This window comes from Pandoraea communis (assembly GCF_902459745.1).
In the GTDB taxonomy this organism is placed as follows: domain Bacteria; phylum Pseudomonadota; class Gammaproteobacteria; order Burkholderiales; family Burkholderiaceae; genus Pandoraea; species Pandoraea communis.
Genome location: NZ_CABPSJ010000002.1, coordinates 863,297 through 885,691, shown reverse-complemented (window position 1 = coordinate 885,691; position 22,395 = coordinate 863,297). Strand labels below are relative to the sequence as shown.

Below are 22,395 nucleotides of genomic sequence, written 5' to 3'. Positions count from 1 at the left end.
GCTTGCTTAAGCGTTCGAGCCTCCGGGGGGGGGCGTGTGCACCACACACTAGACGCCCGGGGGGCTCGAGCCTGCTGGCATAAGCATTGCGGCGTGGTAGGATCGCTCGTGTCCACGTGATTCGGTTCGTGGCGTCGATCCAATCCGGTCCCGTCTCGAGATGGGGACTTCAGGAGGCCAGTATGTCTGCAGAGCAAAAGACGTTACATCGCGGGTTCACCATCATCACCGTTCTCGAACGCCTATCGAAGGGTCGTGCACGGTTGTCGGCCAAGGTGCTCGCCAGCGACGAAGATCACAAGCGACGCCTCGGCGGAAAAAAGCTCCTGCAAGCCAAGCGCTGGTTCGATCACTTTGCGGATGATCTGGCAGCGCCGGTCATCGCCGGACTCAAGCACACCATCGATCTGGAGTTGGCCGCCGCCGCGAAGACCGCATCGGAGACCCCTGCTAAGCCGGCAGCTCCCAAGGCTTCCAAAGCCGCCAAGCCGGCTAAACCTGCGAAGGCCGTGAAGGCCGCCAAGCCGAAAAAAGCGGCGAAGGCGGACAAGCCTAATAAGGTGGTGAAGCCGGGCAAGACGTCCAAAGTTGTCGCTGCGACGAAGTTGGTGCAAGGGCCGAGAGTGGGCAATGGTTCGCCCGCCGCCGTAGGTGCAGCCAATGGCGCGGCACCGGCAAAGTCGGCGAGAACGGCCAAACCGGTCGCGACCGGCAGTGTCGCGAAGACGCGTAAGCGCACTGCGTCGTCGGCGCCCGTCGGAACATCGGCACCCAAGCCGCTCAAGACGGCGCCGGGTCGTAGCACGACATAGCGTCTTACGAGGGCGAGCGGCGCATATCGGGAACGATTGCCGCATTCATGTGCGGACTTCGTCGCGGACGTGTCAAAATGCGCCCGCTTTGCGATCACCAGCGGTGCTTTTTCCTTCGCAGGAAAGCACCGCTAGTCATTTAATAAGCACTCCATTGCATATGCAGTGGAAGCAAGTGCTACCTGCTGAGCGGTTTGGCCTTCATCGACAGCGATGGCAGCGTGGGTGGTACAACGGCGCTCCCGGGCATCACCAAGAGCACGAAGCCGCGTTGTTGGTTCCAGTCAACGCCAAGGGGAGTGCCCTCGTTGAGCAAGCGCACGGAGATGTACCTGACGGGTGTCGACCAGCGCGCAACGGGTGACGCTACCCCATCGTGGCCGCGATGGACGACGGGCACCGGCGCGCCGTCGCAAATCGCCGTCGTCGCTGGCATGCGTCACAAGTTTCAAGGCGGATTTCAGGCCGATTCGCACCGCATTGTCGGCATGACCGGAGGGGGGAGGCCGAAGTCATTCATCCGGTTGCAAAGGGCTCCGCCGCTTGCCGGCGGGGTCTGTTGTGTATCGGGGAAGGCCAATTCGTGTGCATTTCACTCACTTTATGTGTATAATCACGACCTTGTCCAAAATTTGGGCAAGTGCGGGGAGTGGTGCTCACTGACGAACGATGAGTATCTGCTTCGCCATCAATCAACCGTTCAGCCAGTCTGGAAGGCGCGATGCGGGTTCGCGGTAGCGAGCGAGGCGTCGAATGCCAATCGGGAGATCGCAGAGGAGGTGAGTCGCGGTCCCGCCGGATGTGGTGTAGTGCAGTCCGTAGCAAGTCCGTTCGTCGCGCCTGGCAGGAGGAGTCTCCGGCAGGGCGGGGAAGGGTATCTTTGCTCGGTAAGTTAAATATCCGGCTCGAATGAGCCGAATCACTATTCGAGATATTGCATGACCAAGATCGTTATCAAAGACGGTGAACCCGTTGAAGTTGCACTGCGTCGTTTCCGTCGCGCTATCGACGGCACGGGCCTGATCAAGGAAGTCAAGGCACGCGCTGCTTACGAAAAGCCGACGGCTGAGCGCAAGCGCAAGAAGGCCGCTGCCGTGGCCCGTCTGCGTAAGCGTCTGCGCAGCCAAACGCTGAAGAAGAAGATGTACTAAGCACGTCGTTGCGCCGATGGCGCAGTGAAGTGTGAAGTCAAGAACCCGCCGCGAGGCGGGTTTTTTTATGGACGGAAGCGGCGTATCGATTTGCTACACTCGTGGCCGTCGCTGCCACGCCGCGATCCTTTTATCCCCTGACTCCCCACGATTCCGATATGAAAACGTTGACTTTCGCCGCACTCGACGTGCTGACGCAACAAGCCGAGCAGTCGCCGCGTGCGCGCATGAACCAGAACCTGCACGAGTCGCTGGAAGATCCGATTCAGCGTCTGGCCATCGCGATGGAGCCGGCAACGTACATTCGCCCGCATCTGCATCGCCAGACGTGGGAGTTGCTCACGGCCCTGCGCGGCCGTTTTATTGTGCTGACGTTCGACGAGGCGGGTATCGTCACTGACCGCAAGGTGCTCGGAGAGGGCACGAGCGTAACGGAGATGCCGCAGGGCACCCATCACACCGTGCTGTCGCTGGATGCGGGGGCGGTGATTTTCGAAGTGAAGCATGGCCCGTACCGACCGTTCGTCGAGTCCGATTACGCGAGTTGGTCGGCACCGGCAGACACCCCCGAAGCCACAGCGTTCATGGCGTGGGTCAAGACGGCACAAGTGGGTGAGCGCTGGACAGCCTGATGCCCGATAGCGCTTCTACGGCGCGCAATTCGATGGCGCCGTTGAGGCGTCAGCGCGTCCAGCCTTGAAGCTCGATGGCCGTGGCGAGCAGCGCTGTGGCCGCCTAGTCGATCGCACTACACCAGTCGATCCAGTCGACGGTTTCGGGTGGGATAGCGTTTGACTTGCTGTTGCCGCTGCGACCCCGAAGGCATAGGCCCACTTTGCCGATTTGACACAAACGTGTCACAGGGAACGCTGAAAGCCTTATCTGGCTGGTCCCCCCGACAGGAATCGAACCTGTATCTAGCGCTTAGGAGGCACTCGTTCTATCCATTGAACTACAGGGAGAGACTGCATTCTATCCATTAGCGCGATGTCCTTTGAAATCAAGGGCATCGCCTTATTTCACGGGGCTTTCCGGCTCATCGTGATACCCCTACCGTATCACTCCAGATCACTCCGCAACCTGCTGTTTCACGTCGCCATTGCTACACTTTTGCTACAGCAAGGAGGCGACAGTGGCATCGATTGTGCAGGTAGGAACGCGTTGGCGCGCTCAAGTTCGACGCGAGGGAAAGAGTATAGCAAAAACGTTTCGGACGAAGGCGCAGGCCTCCACATGGGCACGCGAAATTGAGGTAGCGGTTGATGAAGGCAGGAATCTGGACAAGGTGTCGGCCAAGACGCTGCTGCCGGCGATCATCGCGCACTACCGGATTTTGCGTGAGGAGTCGAAGCGTCCGGTTCGGGACAAATCTACTGAGGATTACACGCTGAAGCAGTTAGCCGAGCACTTCAGCGGGGTCTCGATAGCCGAGCTTACGCCGAAGACGCTTGTGAAGTTCGCTCAGGCACGGCATAGGGCCGGGGCTGGGGCGGCTACCGTCAACATGGATATTTCGAAGCTCGGGACGGTGCTGCGGCATACGTCGAGCTTTTTGGATTTCGACGTGCCGGACGTTATCGGCAAAGCTCGGCCAATGCTTCATCACCTGAGGTTGATCGGGTCGTCGGGGAAGCGGGAGCGTCGACCGACGGCCGATGAGATCGCGAGAATCATAGCGTGGGATCGGGAGCATCCGGAATACACGTTGCCGTTGGCCGACGTCATCGAAATCAATGGACAGTCGGGGTTCCGGCGTGGCGAAATTTTCCGCATCGAATGGCGTGATTTGGATGAGATCAACCGGATGGTGCTCGTACGTGATCGCAAGGATCCGCGCAACAAGGTCGGGAATCATGAATGGGTGCCGCTGATTGGGACGTCGTTAGATGTGATTAAGCGGCAGGCACAGATTGAGGGTGAGGCGCGTATTTTTCCGTTTTCGCCTCAGACGGCCAGCAAGTATTTTAAGATGGCATGCGATTCAAAAGGCATCATAGATCTGCATCTGCACGACTTTCGCCATGAGGCGACCAGTGCTCTATTTGAAGCAGGTTGGGGGATTGCCGAGGTCGCAGGCGTTACCGGTCATAAGGACTGGCGACATTTGAAGCGCTATACCAACCTCCAACCTGAAGATCTCGCTGAGAAGGGAAAGCTTCTTCCATTCAAAAAGAATCGCAGCGCCAATGGTTAGTGCGAGTTGGCATGACGCCTGCCGTTCCGACATCCGGATGCCCCAATCTCAGGAAATGCAGGCAACTCAAAAATATCTTTTCAAAGTATGTTGTTATGCAGATTTTCCTAGCGATAGGCGTTGCATTATCGGATTTGGATGCACACTGGTTGCCAGTCTCGAGCTGGCACGTTCATCAGGTTTGATTCGTTGATCCTTTGGTGAACGTCAACTTCCGACCCTGAACTGCCTTTTCACCAAATAGGAACACGAAGGCTGCTTGCGAGACCAAGCGGCCGTTCGTACTTAGTTGGATGTCGGATACGGTAAGTGGGCGGCTCGGGCTGGCTCGACTCCGAACGGCGCAAAGAAGTGCGCCATAATGTCGATTATGGACGTTTTTTTTGGGGGGGGTGGCACCCGAGACGACCGAATGAGTGACTTCGCTAACCAACAAAGCCCCAAAGTTATGCAGGTATCGATGATCTGGTGGAATACGAGCCTTTCTCCGACCGCCAGGCCCGGACGCTCCACGCAAGCGGACCGAGACACTGCGTTTGGGATGATCGATCTATTCGCCGGAACCTTATCCATCGACGTGATTTGCCTTGGCGAGATGTCGGCAGATGACGTGGTCGCTATGCGGGCGGCATGCTCTATATCTGAGTATTCGATTTACGAGGGTTTTTCCCGCGCGGGCAGGAGTGCCTTTGATGTTTGTGTGCTTTATCGAACGGCTGCTCTCCTTTTGCTCGATCATAACGAAGTAGTAAGTTTCAGCGGCGGAAGCACTCTGAAGGTTGGTCAACGTATCGATTTTGGAGTGGCAGACAACGAAACCTTGATCCATATATTCGTCTCGCACTGGCCAAGTCGGTTGTGGTGTGATGAAAATCACATTGACCGGCACCGGTTGGGCATGCAGCTCCGGGACGCTGTGGACGGGATTATCGGCGCTGACAACTCGGCCCACGTTATCGTGATGGGGGACTTCAATGACGAACCATTCGCGAAATCGTTGGAAGGACATTTGAAAGCAACTCGCGATCGCACACTTGCCTCGCGACGCCGTCACCTAATGTACAACCCGTTTTGGCGGTACATGGTGTCGAACGTTCCATACTCGGGAGAATCCTCGGAACTGCCATCTTATGGCGGCAGTTACTATTACAAATCGGGCGGATTAACCAAATGGCATACGTTTGATCAAATTATATTCTCTTCGTCATTTCTTGGTAATTCCAAGTGGCATCTGAGGGAGGATGCCGTAAGGGTCGTGGATATACCGTTCTATACCGAACTGGTTAAAGATGATGATAAATTATTTGATCATATGCCTGTGTTTGCACTTATTGAAAAGGTGATTTTAAATGGTTGATTTTACGAAGCATTTAAATATTGGCCTCGACGCAGCGAAGACCGCCGAGGATAATCGAGCGGAAATTGATGCCGTGTTTGATGAATTAAACAAGCAACTGCTTGCCGCCACAGAAGGCAAGGTTCAAATTCAACGTAAGGAATTCCGGGATGGTTGGCAGTTCACCAAAAATTTTCAGCCGGTGACGTATTTTGCTTTGGCAGTTTGCTCAACCATTCCAACGGTGAACCCTACAGAGATTGCAAAATGGAATATGGCACGCTCCGGCTATCCGTGCGAAATCGAACTCGCAGGGAATGGTAAATGGTACTGCGAGGACAGAAAGGGGCTGGAAACAGCGTTTGGAACGCTGCTGCAAGACCCGTTGGTCGGTGAGACTATCCAGAAATATATGCGTATGCCTGATCGCCGAAACTCAGCGGAAAGTTAGCCCTATAGCTCGGTTCTGCGTCATCTCCGGCGCGGCGGAGGCACCTCAGGAGCCAGTTCGTCAGCATTTCCAGCGGATAACCGCACCCTGGTCTTTGCAGGAGACCGCACCGCTAAGCCTAGGGTATCTTCTTTCCAGCGCCAGCCACTCATTCAACGGGTTCAACAACAAGCTTAAACAAAAACTTGAAGGCTGGTCGCCGGGCATCGCGGGTACGGGTGTCTGTTTCCGCAGCATAGCGGTTGTCCGAATGTCCAGACGTCATTGGATTCCAACGTCGGTTGTTGGCCGGATGCCGCCCCGCGCCGCTCGACGAAACCTTCGTGCGCCCCCCCCTGCGACCACCCGGATTTCTCCTAAGCCGTCATTCGTGTTAGTGTAATCCACCCCCTACCGTTCCGGTTTCTGCAATGGCTTATCGACTGCACATCGAACGTGATCCGTCCATCTCGCTGGATGAATGGCGGGCCGCTATCCTCGGGCAAGCCTCTTTAAAGGAAGACGAGCGCCCGGTAACGTCGGTGAATCCAGTGACGGGCGAAAGGATTTCGATTCCGGGAAGACCTGGCGATGTCGCGGTCCTTGTCAATGGCGAGTGGATCAAGACCTTTAGCTGGAATCGTGGCTGTGCAAGTTTCAACGCGCCTCGGAATCTATCCGCAGTCGATCCAACGATGGCTGCGGCTATGCAACTGGCCGTGACGCTTTCTGCCGTCGTCCGGGGCGATGAAGGCGAGGCCTACCCGCTTGCTGGCTAAATTCCGCCGGCCGCTGCTCTGCGACGGGCGACTTCCGACTGTGGATTCAACCGGTCACTCAATCCCGTGCAGAGCACTACTTATCCGGTTTGTTTCTTGCCGCCAATGAAGATCTCAAATCACAAGTTTTCTTAACTTAGCGACTTTTTTCGCCAGCAATCCAAATTCCAGCGGTTGAACTGCAAAGGAATCTGATACTTGTCGTGAGAACCCAAGCAAGCTGAGCTTTGCTTGGGTAATGTCACCAGTTTGTATCGCGGCAACTATCTTCTCTGTAATCACTATAAGCCTTGAAAAGTCTTCTGTCGCTTTCACATCACCGCTCTCCGTAGTTGCTTTCCGGTAAGCCTCGAGCGCAACTGAGATTTCATTGATAAGTGATTGCATATTGAAACGCTCCGGGAATCGCGGAGGATGTTTAGTTAAAGTGAGTCGGCCTCATCGGATGAAGTTCCGAGTTGGTAGTAGTAATTCCTGCGCACTGCCAAAGCTAATATTGTCGATGATTCCAGAGACAGGGTCGACCGGTTGAATCCACAGCCGAGAGCCGACATGCGAAGTGCTTCGTAAATTTAACCCACGTCGGGCAATTGATTTACTGCTGGGCTATCCGGATGAGCAACTCGGACTCGGATAGCCCTTCCGATCTGTCATGCACCGTAGCGAACAATTGCGTCTTGAGCAATCGAGTCGAGATAGGTAGCGATGGCCTCGTATGAGGCGAAGCGTCTGCCTCCTTCCACGTAAGTTGGAACGGGGAACGTGTCAGCGCTTATCTGATTGCGGATGGTTCCTTCCGCAACGCATAGCAGTTGCGAGAGCTGGGCTACACCCAGTCTCACACCGTACCGCTCAAGGATGTACGCACGAGTAAGCAAGCTCATGTCAGTTCTCCTTCGTGGCTAGCCAAAAGCACCCGAGATGCTGGTTCCAAAATGCCTGGCAGTGGGCCAAGCTTGCGCCGACTTCCTGTGCCGCTTCGAACGCAATGACGATGGCCTTCACCGGGTCGTCGCTCAGGATATGGTCGATTGGATGACGCTCCGGGATAACGATTCCTCGGCTTGACCAATAGCGCTTCTCGTTCATCTTGTGCTCGGCAAAGTCCTTGGTCAGATATTTGCCGAGGTAGGCCGCCAGCTTGTGATGCTGACCTTTCTGACGAAATGGATTTCGGACATTGACGTTGCCATTGTCTTCGCCAACGATGGATATCCAGATCGCGCGGAGCACCCGGTAGTTCTGCCGTCCCTTTACCGCGATGTGTAGATGCCACGCGCCCCGTTTCTGACGTTCCGGGACTGCGACGTACTGGAAATCCTGAATCTTGTTCAAGCGGCGGCGTAGAGCGTCGAAATGGCGCTTCAGGCGATCCTTGTCCTGCATGTTCTCCCGGTAGGTCAGCGTAATCATGCGATCTGCGCCAATGGCCTTACAACGCAATCTGACTTGTTGTTTGGCTCGTTTGGCTGCCGCCATTTGGTTATCTTCCGAATTTTCTGACTCGCCGCGCTTCGCTTTTGGCAGGGTGTGAAGCCTCTGAGCGCCCATGTAGCGGTCGAATCGGGTGACGGTGACCTCGACCTGACCCTCTCCAAAATTTCGTCCCCTGATGATCCACTCTCGTCGGAAGGCGGAATCGTTCACTAAACTCGGTTCTTGCATGGCAGCTCCTTTGTCATGTGTCATCGCGGAGAAGGCGTTGGCCCCGGTGTTCTGCATCGGGGCCTTTTTTCATCCGGATCGAAGTCGAAGTGTTTCTGTCCTGGCTGGATGTGCTTTGCCACCTCCTTTCTCGTTAAGTGTTACGGATATAAATTTAGGGCGCGCTTCGCGCGCCCCCGCCGTCCTCGACCCTGCGGGCGGCGGCGGTCGCGCGAAGCGTCGGTCTTCCTTCGATCCGCGCCACTTTGTCGGCGGGAGCGGAAAGACGGTTTTCAATGAGAGGAGGTGTGGCCGGCGGCGGCACTTCGGCGGGCGTCTGAGGTGTTACCCGCTGCTCGGTCGCGCGGGCCGCGCTGAGTCGCGCGTCAACGGCCCGGACGTTGCAGGTGCGTCCGTGGGCATCCCTGGCTTCGGCATCGGCGCCGACACTCCCGACGCTAGACGTCCTGACACGCTCCACCTGGAGGACGAGAAGGATCTCCGTGTTCGAGGCCGCATCGGCCTGGCTATCGAGGAATCGAGGCAGGAAGGACAGCCCCGTGGTGTTGTCGGACGCCTTATTGGTTGTCAGTCCGCCAATCAAGATGATGTCGCCATCCCGCGAACTGATTTCGGTGCTCACTTCCCGGGTGTTCAGCGTTGGTGACTTGTTGACGCCCGTCGTCGTTTTCACGAAGTCGCTGATTTGCTGCGAGACGTGCAGATCGATAACGCAATCCTTCACGGTCGGCCGCAACTCGAAGATGACGCCGGACGAGTGGTATTCGACTGATTGAACCGGTTCGCCGCCGCCGCGAGGGTAGGAGACGGATTTCAACACGGGGACTTTCTGCCCCACGGTGAGCTTTCCACGCGAGCCGGAGCGAATACGCAGGTTGGGGCTGTTGATGACCTGAAATCGTGTGTCTTTCGATAGTGCCGAGAACACCGTGTCGAGATCGCCGGCTGTGATGCGTACCGAGTTGCTTAGTCTCTCGCCCGTTACCTGTATGGACAGTCCTAAGCCCTTGGAGAGCAGCTCCAGGGCGAGTTGAAACGCGGAGCCGTGCTCGCTGCTTTGGGTGACCTCGTAGGCCATTGCTCGCACTGCGACTTCACCGACCGGCGTATCGACTCGCGGTAGTAACTCCTTGAGCATCAGAATTTCGGCTTTCGTCCCACGGAAAACGAGCGTGTCGCCTTTCTGGTCAATGAGCATCGCCGCAGAACCGTCGGGGATGTTGCCGCCCGCTCGTCCCTCGGGTGGGGCGGGGACTTCCCGGTTCACGGTGAACTGGCCTCGAAACACTGGCCTGACAAGATTGGCGAGATAGGCGGTGTCTCGATATTGGGGGCGATAGACGTAGGTGGATTGCGGTTCCGCATCAATGCCAGCGCTTGATCGCTTGAACACGAAGTCGACACCCTGGCGTCTTTCGATGCCGAACCCGAGCGAATCGAGAAACGCGATGAGGAACGCACGTAAGTCGCCGCGTCTCGTATCAAATCGCATCGAGACCATCCGCTGGTCATCGAGCACTTCGGGGGAAATGACGTAAGGCGTCTTGATAGCTTCCCCATAGAGCAACGAGACGAGCTGCGCCACATTGACGAACTGGAAGTCGAATTTTCCGGATGAGGGGCTCGGCCTTAATCGAGGGGGCGGGACACTTGCGTTGGTCCAGTCGGGCAAGGGGCGGCGCTCGATATTGTCCCGAGTCTCCGGGCCGTCATCGTGAAGGGCTGGCCCTCGGTAATCGATGGGAGCGGGCACGATGCGCGGCTCGTCCGCAAACGATTGGGTTGCAGCGATCAACATCGCGCCAGCGAATAGGGGCTTCATCGCGATTCTCCGAAGAGCTGGGATGCGGGCTTTTGCCCCGACCATGCAGTGACCTGTTGACCGTCGACCTCACCGATGATCCCGAGGCCGCTATTGCGAAATGCAGATGAGGGCTCGACGCGTAAGCGCCCCGCGTTATCGCTCAACACGACGTAACGCTTTCCAGCGACTGAATACCGTCCTGCGACACGCCATCTCTCGCTGAGCTGCGGTAGGCGGGGTGCAGACTCCAACGCTGTGTTCGCCAAGGCCGACAGGTTAGCGTTCGATTCGACCGTATTGGACGGTGATGCCTCTGTTTTTGGATGAAAGAATCGCCAGAGGAACACCCCGACGCCGATCCAGCAGCCCACGAAAAATACGGCGGTCACCCACAGCTTGGGATTGCGCAGCATGTTTTGCCGGGAATCGATGGCGCGCTCTTTCCCTTTGCCGCCGGCATACGACTGATACAGCGGAAAAATGGCTTTGTCGTATGTTGTGGTCGTGGTCCCCAGTCGTGCCGCCTTGGTGATCCTGCCGCCGCCGAACATCTCGACGCGATAGCGATTGCCCAGCCCCAATTCCTTGAGCTTCTTCGTGACGAACGTGACTTCGATCACCGAGCGCAACTGCCGGTGGAGATCCGTGATCGACTGGATCATCAACGCGACGTCGCACGAAACGCCCGTTTCCAGATGTACGTAATGTCGATGCATGCGGAAGAAGCGCATGTGCTCGGGGCTGATCTTGTGCGAGACGGACCAGAACTCCCACGCCTCATCAATCGCCACTAGATCGCCTGCTTTGACGATTGAGTCGAGGTCCGGCCTCGTTTCGTCGGGAAAGAAGCCTGCCTTGAGAACGTCTGCGTTTGAAATAGGAATCAGCGGGCCAAGCGTTGTCGGGTCTGCTTTCTTCACGTCTGTGCAGTAAGCGTGAATAGCGTCCGCGTTGATGCCGTCGACATTGGTCACCACACGTCGACCGGCTAAAACCGCGGGCACGATGACGCTGCTAACGACCTCATAGCTCTTGCCCGATCCCATCAAGCCTGTGTAAGCGTTGATTGCCATGGCGCTTACCCAATGATCGGCAAACGCCGGATGAGAAAGCGCGCTGCCATGGCGCTGATGATCATGGGCGCACCTTGTGAGACGGCAAACAGGTCGAGCCAATACCAGACCCCGGTAGGGATGCCCGAAAACGCCTCGTTAAGCTTTGACACCTGCGGGAAGAGGTTGCTCGATTTGAGGGCGACGACAAATTCGCTGACGACATACCAGAGCGCGAAGAATGTCGCCCACTTGACCACCGACGCGCGGAACATAAAGCCCAACGCGGTGTTAAGAACGCTCGCGATAATGGCAAACAGCGGCATGGGGACCTCAGGCGGAGAGAACAATCAAAAGCGCCATGACCGCGAAGGCGGCGATCATCACCTGGCGAAGTTGTGGCCCAATGCGCTCGACAATTTCGCAGTGGGCATCGATTGGAATGGTGCGATCGAAGACTTGGAACGTTGTGCGCGGACACGCAGCGCCGTGCGAGGGCATCGTCCAGGCTTTGAAGTCGGCCGTCAGCCCCAAGATCGGATCGATGATCATCTTTGCGGTGGGCGTTTCTTCCAGTTTGGGCTTATCCACTTCGGGGGCGTCACCTAGCCCCATATCGACCTTGACTCGGTTGCCGATGTTGACAGTTGGGCGGTTGACGACATTCACGTCCTGGACGCCCTCGGTGTTCCTGTTGCGGCCGGTGCTGGGCTCTCCCTCTTCATCGGGATCGCGCGCGGGGTTCGGGTCTATTTCTGGATCGGGCTTCGGCGTGACGCGCGGATCTGTTTCGGGATCAACCTGCGGGCTTGGATCTTCGCGTGGGCGGATTCGAGGAGATATCGGCACCGTCTTGATGTCCGGCGGATTGGCGGGCTCGAATACGTCGCCGATGTGCGGTACTTCCTTGGGATTCTCTTTGACCCATATCACCACGTCCTCTTCGGTGACGGGCTCCGAGTCGCGATAGGGGAGTCCTGCATAGTCAGGCGCTTCTGCCGCTTGCTGCCACGATTCATCGACAATGTCGGCGAGCGTCTTGGGGCTGATCGGCATCTTCATGAGTTCCCGGTTCATGCCAGCGCGCGCCGAATCCAGATCGGGGTAAATCGATTCTGTTGTCATCCGGTTGAGTCCGTAAAAGGCGTCGCGGCTGATGTCGAAAACAGCGGGATTCAGTTCGAGTGTCACCCATTCATGCGGCGCGGGACAAAAGGGCGGGGCGTCGTCGTAGCAGGGTCGGTGTTTGTTCGTCCACATGCGTTCGGCAAAGCCTGCGAACTCGCCGTAGTCATCGAACGTCTCGATGATTTTCAGTTGCAGATCTGTATCGCCAGGCTGGAACAGCCAACGTGTGCGCAGTTCCTCCAACTCAGATATCGACGTGAAGGGGATGCGAATCCCGTGTTCTGGATAAGACAAGGCGATGCCGGTGGACTCTGGCGGCAGTAGTGGAAATTCGTGACATGCGACTCGGGTATTCGTGGGTGAGCATCCATGCGTTCGATACACATGTGCCCCGAGGCGTCTGAGAGTTTCGAAAAGCGGTTCGTGGGAGGGAGACGTCTGGAAGTCCGGGTAGGACGGTAACTTCACGGGTTCCTTGCGTGGGAGCTTGCTCGCGAGCGCAACGGAGCCGTCATAGGTCTGTCCGATAGCGACCTCAGCGTCGCCCAACGTTGCGATCAATTGGCTACCCGCGCCGACTATGCCGAGCCCCGCGAGGATCGTCAGCCAGACGGGTGCTCCAGCGAGGGACAGGCCGATGCCCGCGCCAGTTGAGACGACGTTTAACGCCGTGCTCGATGACGAGATCGCTTCTAACGTCGCAATAACGCGAGCGTCGTTGGCCGCGAAACCTCGGGAGGCTGCTATCCGCGTAATGACGCCAGCGATGGCGCGATTCATAGCGAAGTTCGCGACGGGGAGCGCTTGCGGTATTGCCGGCTGTGGTGCGAGGAGCGCAAGTAGCGCTAGGGTCACCATCGTTCGTTTCATCGTTATCCCCGCAATCCTTGAACGACGGCCCATCCGCATACGATTCCCCAGACGAAGAAAGTCAGATCCCACAGTTCTTGCGTCGGCATGATGGTCTCCGGCGAGTTATACGGTGCCCCGTGCTATGTGGCCGAGCGCTCGACACGCGCGATGGAGCGCTCGGGCATGCTCAGTGGTTAGCCCTTGATAACGCCGAGCACGATCTTTGCGCCGCGTAGCGTGGCGTACACGGTGACCAGCGACAGGGCGACCGCAAGGATTGCGGCGGTGGTGGAGCCCATGTTGATACCGTTGGTTAGCGAGGACAGGTCAGGGCCGCCACCTCCACCGCCATCTGCCTTAGCCAAGCAGGACGCCGTACCCAACGTAATGCCGAGAGTCGTTCGCGTGACAATCGAGCGAAGGTGTTGAAGTGCTTCTTTCATGGTTACTGACTCCAATTGAGATGCCGGGATGCGCCCGGCGCGCTGGCTCAACCTCGGCGGATGAAGCCGAGGAGTGCGCCCACATGGACACTTACGAACCAAAGTCCAACGACGGTTGTGAGTGCCAATGTCCAGAACCCCGCCATCTGCACGGTGTCGAGTGAGGTGGCGGGTGCATGTGCTTGCGCGATCGAGGGGGCGACGGAGACCAACGTGAACTGCTCGCCGTTCTCTGGCGGGCAGAGTTCGCGGTCGATGGCGGTAACCGCCATAGGTGGGCGAGTGGGTTGGCAGGCCAGCAGACGGATGGTTTGGTCTGTCACGCGCAGCCTCCCTGTGTACATTGCTGGCCCTTCGCCGCGCGAACGCATTTAGGAAGCGGGTGGCCGTCGTAGTCCGAGATTCGGGCGGCGAGCGAAAGCCTTTGCTTGGCGCGTGCCGGGCCGAAGCCGTTGCACAGGCTGAGTGAGAACTGACGGAACATCGCAACCCCCGATTTCCATCACCACTATTGAGCTGTGACGGTGTTAAGAATCTGGCGGGGGGGCCGGATATAGAAGATGAGTTATCGGCGTCTACATGAAGACGCGACGCAAGGCAGAAAAATCAGGTTGTGGATTTGCCGGAAGTTGCGGGGCGCGCGCCGCTCGCACAGGGATGCAGGGCTACAATGCGCGGAACTAGATGGCCGTCCATCGACTGAGAAAAGGCGAATTCCGCGAGGTATTCGCCTTTGGTCGTTTCTTTGAGACCGTCCGGCAGCATGACTCGGCCGACGACGGCTTGATCGCCTTCGCTTGTCGATTGGTAGAGCACGCACTGTGCGGTGCGCATGTCGTAGGGACGACCCGTCTTGCTTGAGATGCCTTCGAGTCGAGTGACGTCGATGATGATGAGCTTTTGTTTGCTGGTCATAAGGTCACCGGTTGCATGTGAGCGGCAGCAGGGGAATCCGAGCTACCGATGCCTAGAAATTAGACATGCCTAAAGTATAGGTTTCCATGTCTGGAACGTATTTGGGGAAATTCCGAGATGCGCGAGCGTATCTGCGAACTCATTGAGCACGTCGCCGACGCCGACCGATGTTGGCGGGAGATGGAGGACTTCACGGGTATCCCGTCGAAGCGGTGGCAGAACGTCTCGCGAGGTCTGCAACGCCCGACATCCGAGATGATTGAAGCCATTGGCGAAGTCTGGCCGCAGTTTGCTTTCTGGTTGGTAACGGGGCGCACGGACGAGGCGAGCGGGCATATCTCACCTGCCCTGGAGCAAGTGGCTCGGGACTTAAACAAAATCCGGAAGGCTGGGTAGTCGCAGCTAAGGTGCTAAACCGATGGTTGCAGCGGCGCTAAGCCGCGAGAACGTTTCATGGAAGTGTCCCCGTTGCCTCGCTGAGGTGGAGAGCGCCAATCAGGTGCTGGGGGCGACCGGCAGTTGTTCTACTTGATGTCGTCGCTTTACGTTGGAAGGTGCACGGCGAACGCAATGTGGTGGCAGCAATGCGATATCACTGCGTTCTGTGCGGTTGAGCCGCTAAGGAAAACAGCAAGATCGTTCATCGGCTCCCCGGCAAGCTGCCGGTTAGAAGTGTCGTTGCCCGTCGCAGTCACTCTCCGGACGTGGCTCGTCATGCTCGAAGGCCTTGTGCCACGAGCATGTTCACGGGCGCAGAAAGCAAAATGCCTCTCGCAATGAGAGGCATCAAGTACGTGGTGAAGCGTAACGACTTCAAGAAAGCAGGAGCGGTGCGTTTCCTGCAAAACTCAGATCGTCATCTAACTGCTGCGTTACATCGAGAACCTCGTCTGCGAGGTCGCCCAACTGCTCAAAGTATGCGTTGGTGAATTCCGAGGGGATGGCTTCTGCACTTTCTTGATTGGCCGCGACCATGCAAAGTGCGACAAGACGTTCCGACAGGCAGTGCAGTTTGTCGAGGGAATCGCGAACAGCGACAGGGGTAGATACGAGAGAGGTCATGCTGTGTCCTCATGCTAACCGTTTCAATCCTGCCCCTCGTGAGACGAGAGGGGGTGGGCAGGCACTGGACTGGGTTAGCGGACCGCTGTTCAGTAGGATTAGGCGGCACACCCGAAGGTGTCCCAGCCCAGGCCTGCCCGTTGGCTTTCGAGGGCATGCATGAGACCGCACACGAAGCCGCGATACATTGCGGCTGTGTGCCCTACGGAACGATCGGACCGCTAAGTCCGGCCACGTTTGGGACGTGACGAGAACAAGCTTACAGAGACCACTCGCATGCAACAAGAACGCAAGCGGCGAATTATGCGAGATATGCGCGAATTCGGAATGGTCTTAGGGGAAGGTAAGGATATTTCCCCCGAGAGCCATATTTGAGTGATGGCGCACAAGTGACGCGGGGCCTTGCGCTCATTGACTCAATACGTGTGTGGTGCTCAAGCTGCGTAGGTGCTGGATGTGACTTGATTCAACATATCTTGGATGGCTTCGCACTTACTCATCAGCACATCAAACGTCACGTTCCCTTCGACCAGAACGTCGTCCTCGATCATGGCGCGATAGTCCGTCAAAAGCGCGTCCTTTGCTGGCCCTTCCGGCACGATTCGCAGACCTCCTGATACGGCCTGTCGATAATCGATGACGTTTCCATCGCTGTCTTTTTCGATGAAGAAACAGGACTTATGGTCGGCGACCATCGCGGCGACATCCGTATCGGAGAGAATCGCACCGAATTGACTGCTATCGGCAATCGACATTAAGTCGTGCCAGTGACGCGCATAGCGCTCGCCTCGGATTCTTCCTTGCGCGCAATAGACGTGGGCAGCGGTTGCCTTTTCCCAGAACGTCCGGGACAAGTTCATGACGAGTGGGCTTGCTTCAGGGAATGAGACGCTATCCAAAATCCCGTCCATATCGCATCGCACGGGCATTTCGGTGTGAGGCTCTCCGGTTGCGCGTCCGCCGAATTCCAGTCTGACGGCTGGGGCTACATACCCCGTTCCGCTTGCAAGCGCCGGGTAACTGAGCAAAACAGTGTCCGTGCAGTCTTCGGCAAGTCCGACCGTTGCGTCGAGCCCTTCGCGGGTGAGGCCGTCGCTGATAACAGGGAGCACCTGTTCATTGATCCACGTAGGAAGTGCGCGCCGGACGGCGGCTGTCCATTTGCTGGACTGGCTGCGGCTTGATGGAAGCGATGCGCCCTCCGGGACCAAATCCGGAATCAAGCGGCGGATGTCGTATGTGAGGTCAACGTCTTCGGAAAAGCGATCAATGAGTTTGTAAGCCTTGGATAGAGATGTTCCACCCTTGAAGGTGAGGTCCATTGCTAACGCCGACGTGAACAGCGCGCGCAAGACCCACACCACCCATACGTCTTTTTCCAACAGATGAGCGGGCCTGCCGGTCTGCGCGCTGGAAAAGGCTAAGGCTTCGTATTGCTCGTCAGTGCTGAGATCAAAGTAATACTCAGCCACGTAACGACTCCTGTCCTATTGCCTTCGCCATCCAAGATGGAAGGGCCGCGCGTGCGGAAGTGAGCGTGTTCCAGTCGTCTGCCGACAATCGCTTATGGAGCGCGCTCAACGACTTGGTCACGTGGGCTTGACCCATCCACGCCAGTGCCCGCACCGCGTCTCCCGCCGTTCCGCTTCCTAATGCAAGCATCCATTGCGGGGCATGCTTTATCGCTACCACCGACCGTCCGAGCCGAAGTTTCCGGTTTCGACCAGACGATAGAAATACCTCACGAGTCGGGACCTGCTGCGTAAGTCCGAGGGCATTTGCCGAATTTGCGCCGTGAGACACCACGACTTCGCCAGACTTCTCCGCGAACGCACGTACAACCTTTTCGGGCGCCGGTGGGCGAGTGCCAAACCTACCCGGAATCGGTGAAACGTACACGCCACGGGCTACACGAAGAAGCTCGCCAGATTTCGTAAGACGCGAAAACGCCTGATCAATAGCCGCTCGACTTCCCAAATGCAGGAATTCCTTGGGCGACAGGACGCCGCCCTCAGAAAGCGAGCTGGCGTGCAGGCGAATGGTTTCGGGTAGCTTAGTCATCGATGAGCTCCATTTTGTCAGATATTATACTTCAGTTTCTGACATTCAATCCGTGGCTTCCGAGTCACTGTGGCGCGCTCGCCTGCTTTGCGACTCACGCGAGTGCGGTCATTGCGCTCGGCATCCTAATTTCGTGGCTTTTGGAGGAGGTCGATATGCGCGACAGAATCAAAGAGATCGTCGATACGGTCGCCCCGCGCCATCGTAGGTTCAAGGCGCTAGAGGAACTGAGTGGAGTGCAAGCTCAGACCTGGCGCAGTATTTATGACGGGCGTCAGTGTGCGACGGAGGAGGCAATCCTTGCGCTCTGCAAGAACTGGCCGAAATATGCGTATTGGCTGGGAACGGGAATGACAGATGAGGATCACGGTCATTCATCGCCGGTATTGGAGCGAGTGGAGCGTGATCGCGAGACGTTGTGTAATTTCGGGGGGGGGGGCGCCGATTGAGGTGAGTGCAAAAAGGAGATTCGGGGCGAGGGGAGGTTCTGCCTCGCATTGAGATTTCTTACGAGCCGATGCGATTTTCGTCCAGCTCGCGGCGTTCGGGCGCAACGCCGCGTCGGTTGCATTCATTTAAGAAAATCTGCAAAGAATGCTCACTTTCACTGCGCAGAGTCTTCAGGTCGCGCGCATAAAAGTCAGCCCCTCCATTCAGTCCGATGAATTCCCCCTGAACATGTCCATTTCGTGGACATAGGTAACGATGGCTGCCATGCCGCCAATAGTGATTGTGTCAGTCATTTTTCATTTCTCATGAGGCGTGAGAGCCATTGTTCATAATCCTTCCGGAATCTAGTGGGAATTCGGCGGTAAGTACACCGGGGCGCAACCTTCGTTGTTTCCGACGCTTGGTGTCCTTGGCGGCCTGTTTTCCCTGCGGTCGAGCGTTTCCGTGCTGTATGTTAACGCCGCTTCACGAAACCGAACGCGGCGGGTCGCATCCTTGGCACCCGATCTATCACGTGGCAACGAATCAATGCCGACTGTATGCAATTTCACTCTCGTAATAATGGTTCGTTGCACCGTTGCGACTTCCCGCCACTGGGAACATGATCCAAGCTAACGTTGGCTGCAAAAATCTGACTTCGGCTTAACTCCCAATGAACTCAAAATCGCAGTCATAGGTTTCGCGCAGGTAGAGCTCTGTCACGCCGAGCAGCTCCAGTTGCGAAACGCTAATGTCCGCATTCGACACGCCTGGTTGAACAACGACGACCTTCAACACGAGTCGATGCGACATGAGAGATCGAGCAACTGTTGACAGCATCTGAAGATTGCCGCGCTCAAACCGCGTCCCACCAGTACGCTGTCGTTTCACCTCGCGGTATTGCAGATGCTTGAAGAGCCGCTCGGGATCGCCTCTCCAAAATGCACTTCGCTGCGCTTGTCCGCAGACGACGTACAAATCGTCGACACGAGCACCCGCTTCATCTTGCTTAGAGTATTTGCAGTGGTAAAACGTTACTTCGACATGCGCTGCGTGCACTTTGACCCCGACAACGTCGGCCATCTCCCCCGAGCCATCGTCGTCAAATACGATGTCGACTGCGTCTCCTCCCATGCGAGCAAGCAGGTACTCAATAACCCTCCGTTGAATCGATTCCGGGTCCTTTTCAACTCCCTGCGATTCCTTCCGCAAATTGACGCCGTCCCAGTTCCACGTAGTTAGGCGCCCTCGGTCGAATGCAACTCGTCGCTCTGTCGGAGGCAGCTTGAACAGCTCGTTGCGCACAAGCGTAGAGCCGTCAGCGAAATACAGTGTTGGTGGCTCTGAACCAAACCACTGGTCGAGTGACTCACGCTTACGCCCGATCACTATATATGCGGCGCTTCCTTCAACAAGTACGAAGCTCAGATCATCCGCGACGAAACGCACCTCGTAGACTGAGTCGCCGTCAGGTGTTCGCAGGCGGATACGCAACGGACCATCTTCGGCATATGAGTCTGGCTGGAGATCTACGTCGAACAATGCACTTGAAATGCCGTCAATCTCGATGTCTACTGCGTCCTCTCGCCGATGAAGCATTTCGTCACTCCAATCGACTCCGAGAAGCGCTGACACCGGTCTAGCTTGCACAACCTCTGGGATCACTACATTTCGAAAGATATCCTCAGTAGAAATGTTGGGATCGATTAACTTTGCTCCTATGTTGTGGCACCACTGGACCCATTTTGCGAGGTCATGTGCGATGCGATGGGACCATAGGCGCCCTTTCTGAGAACAACCTACATTGACCTTCTCCCCTGCTTCATAACCGCGTCCAAAGAGGTTGGACTTTGATCTGTTTTGCCTCAACGCCATTGCCAAGGCGGCTCCGACGTCTGAACCGGAATACATGGAAAACTGTACAGCTTTGCTTATCAAGTGGCGGAGGCCAAGATTCATAATGAGGAATCTGTTAACGCCATGCAGTGACTTAAATATCTGTTCGCCTCTGATGAGATTTGCGTCAGGCCCACAGACTGCGCGAGCCAGATCCTCGTGCACCGTTGAATTATCCGTACTATTGATAAACAAAAGCCGTTGCTGCTCGCTCCAATGCAATACAAAAACATTCCAGGTAGTATTTTTCAAGTCGCGAACATCGCCCCACGCGACCTGCTCCTGATCTTTCGTGACAAATACAGCCACCCGCTCCGCAGCATTTAGGAATGGCCCCGCGTACATCCGTGTGGACTTGATCACCTTGCCGATGTCGGCCGGCTCCCACCTGTGACCTGTGCGAAAAACCACTGCACTCATTTTGGGGGCGATGTTCTGCAAGGCAACCTCGGGAGCAGCCTCGCCGAATCCATCCAGAAATTCGGCGCGCCTGATTTCGTCATCGGTTGCGCCCTCACTCAGCACCCGAAGTAACTCATTCCATTCAGCGTCCTCAGCATAGAGTGACTTCAGCCGATCGCTGACCGCGACATCCGCGATGTTTGCGACGACTGTCGCGTCTCCGATAGCGTTGTCGGCCGATCGCGTAAAGCGTCCGGTAAACTGGAGCGTGATTGCAAGACTCTTATGCATGTCGTGAAGGGCCGCCACCTTCAACTGCGGCATATCGAAGCCCTCACCAAGCATGTCTACGCAAACGATTACTCGCGACTCTCTGGATCGCAGTGCCGCTAAGCTGGATTGCCGTTCGTTTTGAGTTTGCTCACTATGGACAAGCAGTGGTTGAAAGTCCCTAGCATGCTCAGAATAGATGCGATGGATTGCCTCAGCCCGAGAAATTGTTTGGACTCTGGCCATTAACACATGATCATATCCCGCAGCCAGATCTTCACGAAGTGCAGAAACTGCCTCATTCATGATTCGGTGATCCGCGCGGTCATTGTTGTATTCGACAAGGGGACGAAACTTGATTGGCTTGAAGTACCCTTCTGCCTGTGCTCGTCGAAGCGGATAGTTGAAAATTACCTTGCCATCAACTAATTTTCCGTCTGTGCGGAAGGGGGTTGCGGTGAATTGGAGAACGGGCTTATCACCAAAGTGCTCCCGAAAGGATGCCCACGTTGTCGCAGAGACGTGGTGCGCTTCATCGATGAACATGTGGGACGCCCATTCCACAAGAGCATCCCTATGTCTTACTCGACTGCCCGCAGCAATCCGCATGGTCGCCACGACCACGTTACAGCGCTGAAGAAGACCCTGAAATGCTTCCGCCTCACGCGGCATTTTTTTTAAGAAGCAAACGACGGGCGGCTCCGCGTGGGAACTTACGACGCCAAACTTCTTCAGCCATCCCAAATTGACGAACTTGGAGCCAATTTGATCGCGTAATGCATCGCTGGGCACGAGTACCAATAGGCGCGGTATGCGCTGTGCCACAAGCAAGCTGAGCATCGTTTCTGTCTTGCCCGTCCCTGTTGGCATGACAACGGTTGCGGGCTTTACGGACGCCTTCCAATGTCCCAGCGCTGCATGCAAGGCCCCCAATTGCGGAGCGCGCAAACCTGGGAGGATCCGTCCGCCCTCGACGCTACGCTCCTCTTTGTAGTGAAATGCGTCGTCCCAACTGTCGATGACTCGCTGCGCTCTAGCGCGGCTGTCGTCCAAACGCTCGTCTTTAATATTCAACGGCTTCGGATCGGCCCACCTGGTGGGTTGGCCCGCCAAGTTCCAATCCGAATGCTCTGCAGGTACATCAACGGTATCCGTCAAGACCAACAAGCGACCCACATCGTCGGGCTTTGCGATGGTCTTTGTCGAGATTGCAATCACCTCGCCACCAACGCTATCGAGAGTGGCGTAGTTTCTCCGGCGTCCTTGGGCCGGAGTCACTGTCACTTCCTGTTGGGTTGAATCACTTGAAAGCTGAACGACCCGGTTCCCCTCAATGAGCGAATGAACCGCATATATAGGTGGAATTGAAACATTTTTTCTGAACGTCACACGCATCCCCTTTTTCACGCCCTGGTGAGGCGCGATCGGTTTGTCGCCCGACGAAGATTAATGGCGTCTCCGTCGTATAGTTCCAACTGTCGGTGGCGATAGGGCCAGAATTTAACATCTCCGAGTCGCATACTGGGAAATTTATTCGAACTACAAACAATAAATTAAAATATAGTTCGCATCAATCGAAAATCTTAGTCGTAGTTGCTTGGCACCTTGAGCGGGGCGAGTGCTCCCGCGCGCCTATCCCGGAGAATGTGGGGGGCAGGAGGTACGCGTCCATGCCGACTGTCCTTGCCGAGCTGATGCAGTGGCCTTCTCAGTC

23 protein-coding genes and 1 tRNA gene are annotated in these 22,395 nt (G+C 56.5%); 9 read left to right on the top strand and 15 right to left on the bottom strand.

The genetic code is table 11. The features are described from left to right. Positions 1–182: 182 nt before the first annotated feature. The 3 genes from PCO31110_RS10555 (at position 183) to PCO31110_RS10545 (ending at position 2,595) form a co-directional block, all read left to right on the top strand. A complete protein-coding gene (locus PCO31110_RS10555; protein ID WP_150690377.1) occupies positions 183–812 on the top strand; it encodes a hypothetical protein in 630 nt (209 codons plus the stop codon). A 938-nt stretch (positions 813–1,750) separates the two neighbouring features. Then, a complete protein-coding gene (rpsU, locus tag PCO31110_RS10550) occupies positions 1,751–1,963 on the top strand; it encodes a 30S ribosomal protein S21 (protein ID WP_010806331.1) in 213 nt (70 codons plus the stop codon). Positions 1,964–2,121: 158 nt separating this feature from the next. Further along, complete coding sequence (locus tag PCO31110_RS10545) at positions 2,122–2,595, top strand: WbuC family cupin fold metalloprotein (protein ID WP_150690376.1); 474 nt, start codon at positions 2,122–2,124, stop codon at positions 2,593–2,595. 255 nt (positions 2,596–2,850) lie between these two features. Here PCO31110_RS10545 and PCO31110_RS10540 read toward each other — a convergent pair. Continuing rightward, positions 2,851–2,925: transfer RNA gene (locus tag PCO31110_RS10540), tRNA-Arg, on the bottom strand. A 170-nt stretch (positions 2,926–3,095) separates the two neighbouring features. Between PCO31110_RS10540 and PCO31110_RS10535 the strand changes: the two genes are divergently transcribed. From PCO31110_RS10535 to PCO31110_RS10520, 4 genes are all read left to right on the top strand, one after another. After that, on the top strand, positions 3,096–4,157 hold the full coding sequence (locus tag PCO31110_RS10535; RefSeq protein ID WP_150690375.1) for a site-specific integrase: 1,062 nt from the start codon (positions 3,096–3,098) through the stop codon (positions 4,155–4,157). 412 nt (positions 4,158–4,569) lie between these two features. Beyond that, positions 4,570–5,514 (top strand): endonuclease/exonuclease/phosphatase family protein, encoded by a 945-nt coding sequence (locus PCO31110_RS10530; protein ID WP_150690374.1) that lies wholly within the window; start codon positions 4,570–4,572, stop codon positions 5,512–5,514. After that, positions 5,507–5,944, top strand: a complete 438-nt coding sequence (locus tag PCO31110_RS10525; protein WP_150690373.1) for a hypothetical protein — start codon at positions 5,507–5,509, stop codon at positions 5,942–5,944. The genes PCO31110_RS10530 and PCO31110_RS10525 overlap by 8 nt, the downstream gene beginning before the upstream one ends. 410 nt (positions 5,945–6,354) lie before the next feature. Beyond that, entirely contained in the window at positions 6,355–6,702 is a 348-nt protein-coding gene (locus tag PCO31110_RS10520; protein ID WP_150690372.1) for a hypothetical protein, read from the top strand. Positions 6,703–6,816: 114 nt separating this feature from the next. On the opposite strand, the gene PCO31110_RS10515 is transcribed toward PCO31110_RS10520, so the two are convergent. From PCO31110_RS10515 to PCO31110_RS10470, 10 genes are all read right to left on the bottom strand, one after another. Next, positions 6,817–7,089 (bottom strand): hypothetical protein, encoded by a 273-nt coding sequence (locus tag PCO31110_RS10515; RefSeq protein WP_150690371.1) that lies wholly within the window; start codon positions 7,087–7,089, stop codon positions 6,817–6,819. Between the two features lie 263 nt (positions 7,090–7,352). Then, a complete protein-coding gene (locus tag PCO31110_RS10510; RefSeq protein WP_150690370.1) occupies positions 7,353–7,586 on the bottom strand; it encodes a hypothetical protein in 234 nt (77 codons plus the stop codon). A 1-nt stretch (position 7,587) separates the two neighbouring features. After that, the gene (locus PCO31110_RS10505; RefSeq protein WP_150690369.1) at positions 7,588–8,367 is read right to left on the bottom strand and encodes a rolling circle replication-associated protein; all 780 of its coding nucleotides are present in this window, start codon (positions 8,365–8,367) and stop codon (positions 7,588–7,590) included. A gap of 154 nt (positions 8,368–8,521) precedes the next feature. Further along, complete coding sequence (locus PCO31110_RS10500; RefSeq protein ID WP_174979469.1) at positions 8,522–10,189, bottom strand: type II secretion system protein GspD; 1,668 nt, start codon at positions 10,187–10,189, stop codon at positions 8,522–8,524. After that, a complete protein-coding gene (locus PCO31110_RS10495) occupies positions 10,186–11,244 on the bottom strand; it encodes a zonular occludens toxin domain-containing protein (RefSeq protein WP_150690368.1) in 1,059 nt (352 codons plus the stop codon). The genes PCO31110_RS10500 and PCO31110_RS10495 overlap by 4 nt, the downstream gene beginning before the upstream one ends. 5 nt (positions 11,245–11,249) lie before the next feature. Then, positions 11,250–11,549 (bottom strand): DUF2523 family protein, encoded by a 300-nt coding sequence (locus PCO31110_RS10490; RefSeq protein ID WP_246189794.1) that lies wholly within the window; start codon positions 11,547–11,549, stop codon positions 11,250–11,252. A 7-nt stretch (positions 11,550–11,556) separates the two neighbouring features. Then, positions 11,557–13,131: a hypothetical protein gene (locus tag PCO31110_RS10485; protein ID WP_174979467.1), complete on the bottom strand. Its 1,575-nt coding sequence runs from the start codon at positions 13,129–13,131 to the stop codon at positions 11,557–11,559. Positions 13,132–13,397: 266 nt separating this feature from the next. Beyond that, positions 13,398–13,646: a hypothetical protein gene (locus tag PCO31110_RS10480; RefSeq protein WP_217427237.1), complete on the bottom strand. Its 249-nt coding sequence runs from the start codon at positions 13,644–13,646 to the stop codon at positions 13,398–13,400. 47 nt (positions 13,647–13,693) lie between these two features. Then, complete coding sequence (locus tag PCO31110_RS10475; RefSeq protein WP_150690366.1) at positions 13,694–13,969, bottom strand: hypothetical protein; 276 nt, start codon at positions 13,967–13,969, stop codon at positions 13,694–13,696. Between the two features lie 283 nt (positions 13,970–14,252). Beyond that, positions 14,253–14,561 carry a hypothetical protein gene (locus PCO31110_RS10470; protein ID WP_039374511.1) on the bottom strand — a complete coding sequence of 103 codons (309 nt, stop codon included), beginning with the start codon at positions 14,559–14,561 and terminating at the stop codon, positions 14,253–14,255. 117 nt (positions 14,562–14,678) lie between these two features. Between PCO31110_RS10470 and PCO31110_RS10465 the strand changes: the two genes are divergently transcribed. After that, positions 14,679–14,957: a hypothetical protein gene (locus PCO31110_RS10465; RefSeq protein WP_052241018.1), complete on the top strand. Its 279-nt coding sequence runs from the start codon at positions 14,679–14,681 to the stop codon at positions 14,955–14,957. Positions 14,958–15,374: 417 nt separating this feature from the next. Here the strand turns inward: PCO31110_RS10465 and PCO31110_RS10460 are convergent, their stop codons facing one another. The 3 genes from PCO31110_RS10460 to PCO31110_RS10450 form a co-directional block, all read right to left on the bottom strand. After that, positions 15,375–15,623, bottom strand: coding sequence for a hypothetical protein (locus PCO31110_RS10460; protein WP_150690365.1), 249 nt, complete (start codon positions 15,621–15,623; stop codon positions 15,375–15,377). Positions 15,624–16,057: 434 nt separating this feature from the next. Then, the gene (locus PCO31110_RS10455; RefSeq protein ID WP_150690364.1) at positions 16,058–17,095 is read right to left on the bottom strand and encodes a nucleotidyl transferase AbiEii/AbiGii toxin family protein; all 1,038 of its coding nucleotides are present in this window, start codon (positions 17,093–17,095) and stop codon (positions 16,058–16,060) included. Further along, positions 17,088–17,684, bottom strand: coding sequence for a DUF6088 family protein (locus tag PCO31110_RS10450; RefSeq protein WP_150690363.1), 597 nt, complete (start codon positions 17,682–17,684; stop codon positions 17,088–17,090). Before PCO31110_RS10450 ends, PCO31110_RS10455 begins: the two co-directional genes overlap by 8 nt. 2 nt (positions 17,685–17,686) lie before the next feature. Between PCO31110_RS10450 and PCO31110_RS10445 the strand changes: the two genes are divergently transcribed. After that, the gene (locus PCO31110_RS10445) at positions 17,687–18,133 is read left to right on the top strand and encodes a hypothetical protein (protein WP_150690362.1); all 447 of its coding nucleotides are present in this window, start codon (positions 17,687–17,689) and stop codon (positions 18,131–18,133) included. Between the two features lie 643 nt (positions 18,134–18,776). Here the strand turns inward: PCO31110_RS10445 and PCO31110_RS10440 are convergent. Then, a complete protein-coding gene (locus PCO31110_RS10440) occupies positions 18,777–21,959 on the bottom strand; it encodes a DEAD/DEAH box helicase (RefSeq protein WP_174979465.1) in 3,183 nt (1,060 codons plus the stop codon). Positions 21,960–22,395 lie beyond the last annotated feature (436 nt).

Bases quoted from the DNA above. Each gene is read 5' to 3' on its own strand.
- PCO31110_RS10555 (WP_150690377.1), top strand. From the start codon at position 183: ATGTCTGCAGAGCAAAAGACGTTACATCGCGGGTTCACCATCATCACC.
- rpsU (WP_010806331.1), top strand. From the start codon at position 1,751: ATGACCAAGATCGTTATCAAAGACGGTGAACCCGTTGAAGTTGCACTG.
- PCO31110_RS10545 (WP_150690376.1), top strand. From the start codon at position 2,122: ATGAAAACGTTGACTTTCGCCGCACTCGACGTGCTGACGCAACAAGCC.
- PCO31110_RS10530 (WP_150690374.1), top strand. From the start codon at position 4,570: ATGAGTGACTTCGCTAACCAACAAAGCCCCAAAGTTATGCAGGTATCG.
- PCO31110_RS10525 (WP_150690373.1), top strand. From the start codon at position 5,507: ATGGTTGATTTTACGAAGCATTTAAATATTGGCCTCGACGCAGCGAAG.
- PCO31110_RS10520 (WP_150690372.1), top strand. From the start codon at position 6,355: ATGGCTTATCGACTGCACATCGAACGTGATCCGTCCATCTCGCTGGAT.
- PCO31110_RS10515 (WP_150690371.1), bottom strand. From the start codon at position 7,089: ATGCAATCACTTATCAATGAAATCTCAGTTGCGCTCGAGGCTTACCGG.
- PCO31110_RS10510 (WP_150690370.1), bottom strand. From the start codon at position 7,586: ATGAGCTTGCTTACTCGTGCGTACATCCTTGAGCGGTACGGTGTGAGA.
- PCO31110_RS10505 (WP_150690369.1), bottom strand. From the start codon at position 8,367: ATGCAAGAACCGAGTTTAGTGAACGATTCCGCCTTCCGACGAGAGTGG.
- PCO31110_RS10500 (WP_174979469.1), bottom strand. From the start codon at position 10,189: ATGAAGCCCCTATTCGCTGGCGCGATGTTGATCGCTGCAACCCAATCG.
- PCO31110_RS10495 (WP_150690368.1), bottom strand. From the start codon at position 11,244: ATGGCAATCAACGCTTACACAGGCTTGATGGGATCGGGCAAGAGCTAT.
- PCO31110_RS10490 (WP_246189794.1), bottom strand. From the start codon at position 11,549: ATGCCGCTGTTTGCCATTATCGCGAGCGTTCTTAACACCGCGTTGGGC.
- PCO31110_RS10485 (WP_174979467.1), bottom strand. From the start codon at position 13,131: ATGAATCGCGCCATCGCTGGCGTCATTACGCGGATAGCAGCCTCCCGA.
- PCO31110_RS10480 (WP_217427237.1), bottom strand. From the start codon at position 13,646: ATGAAAGAAGCACTTCAACACCTTCGCTCGATTGTCACGCGAACGACT.
- PCO31110_RS10470 (WP_039374511.1), bottom strand. From the start codon at position 14,561: ATGACCAGCAAACAAAAGCTCATCATCATCGACGTCACTCGACTCGAA.
- PCO31110_RS10465 (WP_052241018.1), top strand. From the start codon at position 14,679: ATGCGCGAGCGTATCTGCGAACTCATTGAGCACGTCGCCGACGCCGAC.
- PCO31110_RS10460 (WP_150690365.1), bottom strand. From the start codon at position 15,623: ATGACCTCTCTCGTATCTACCCCTGTCGCTGTTCGCGATTCCCTCGAC.
- PCO31110_RS10450 (WP_150690363.1), bottom strand. From the start codon at position 17,684: ATGACTAAGCTACCCGAAACCATTCGCCTGCACGCCAGCTCGCTTTCT.
- PCO31110_RS10445 (WP_150690362.1), top strand. From the start codon at position 17,687: ATGAGCTCCATTTTGTCAGATATTATACTTCAGTTTCTGACATTCAAT.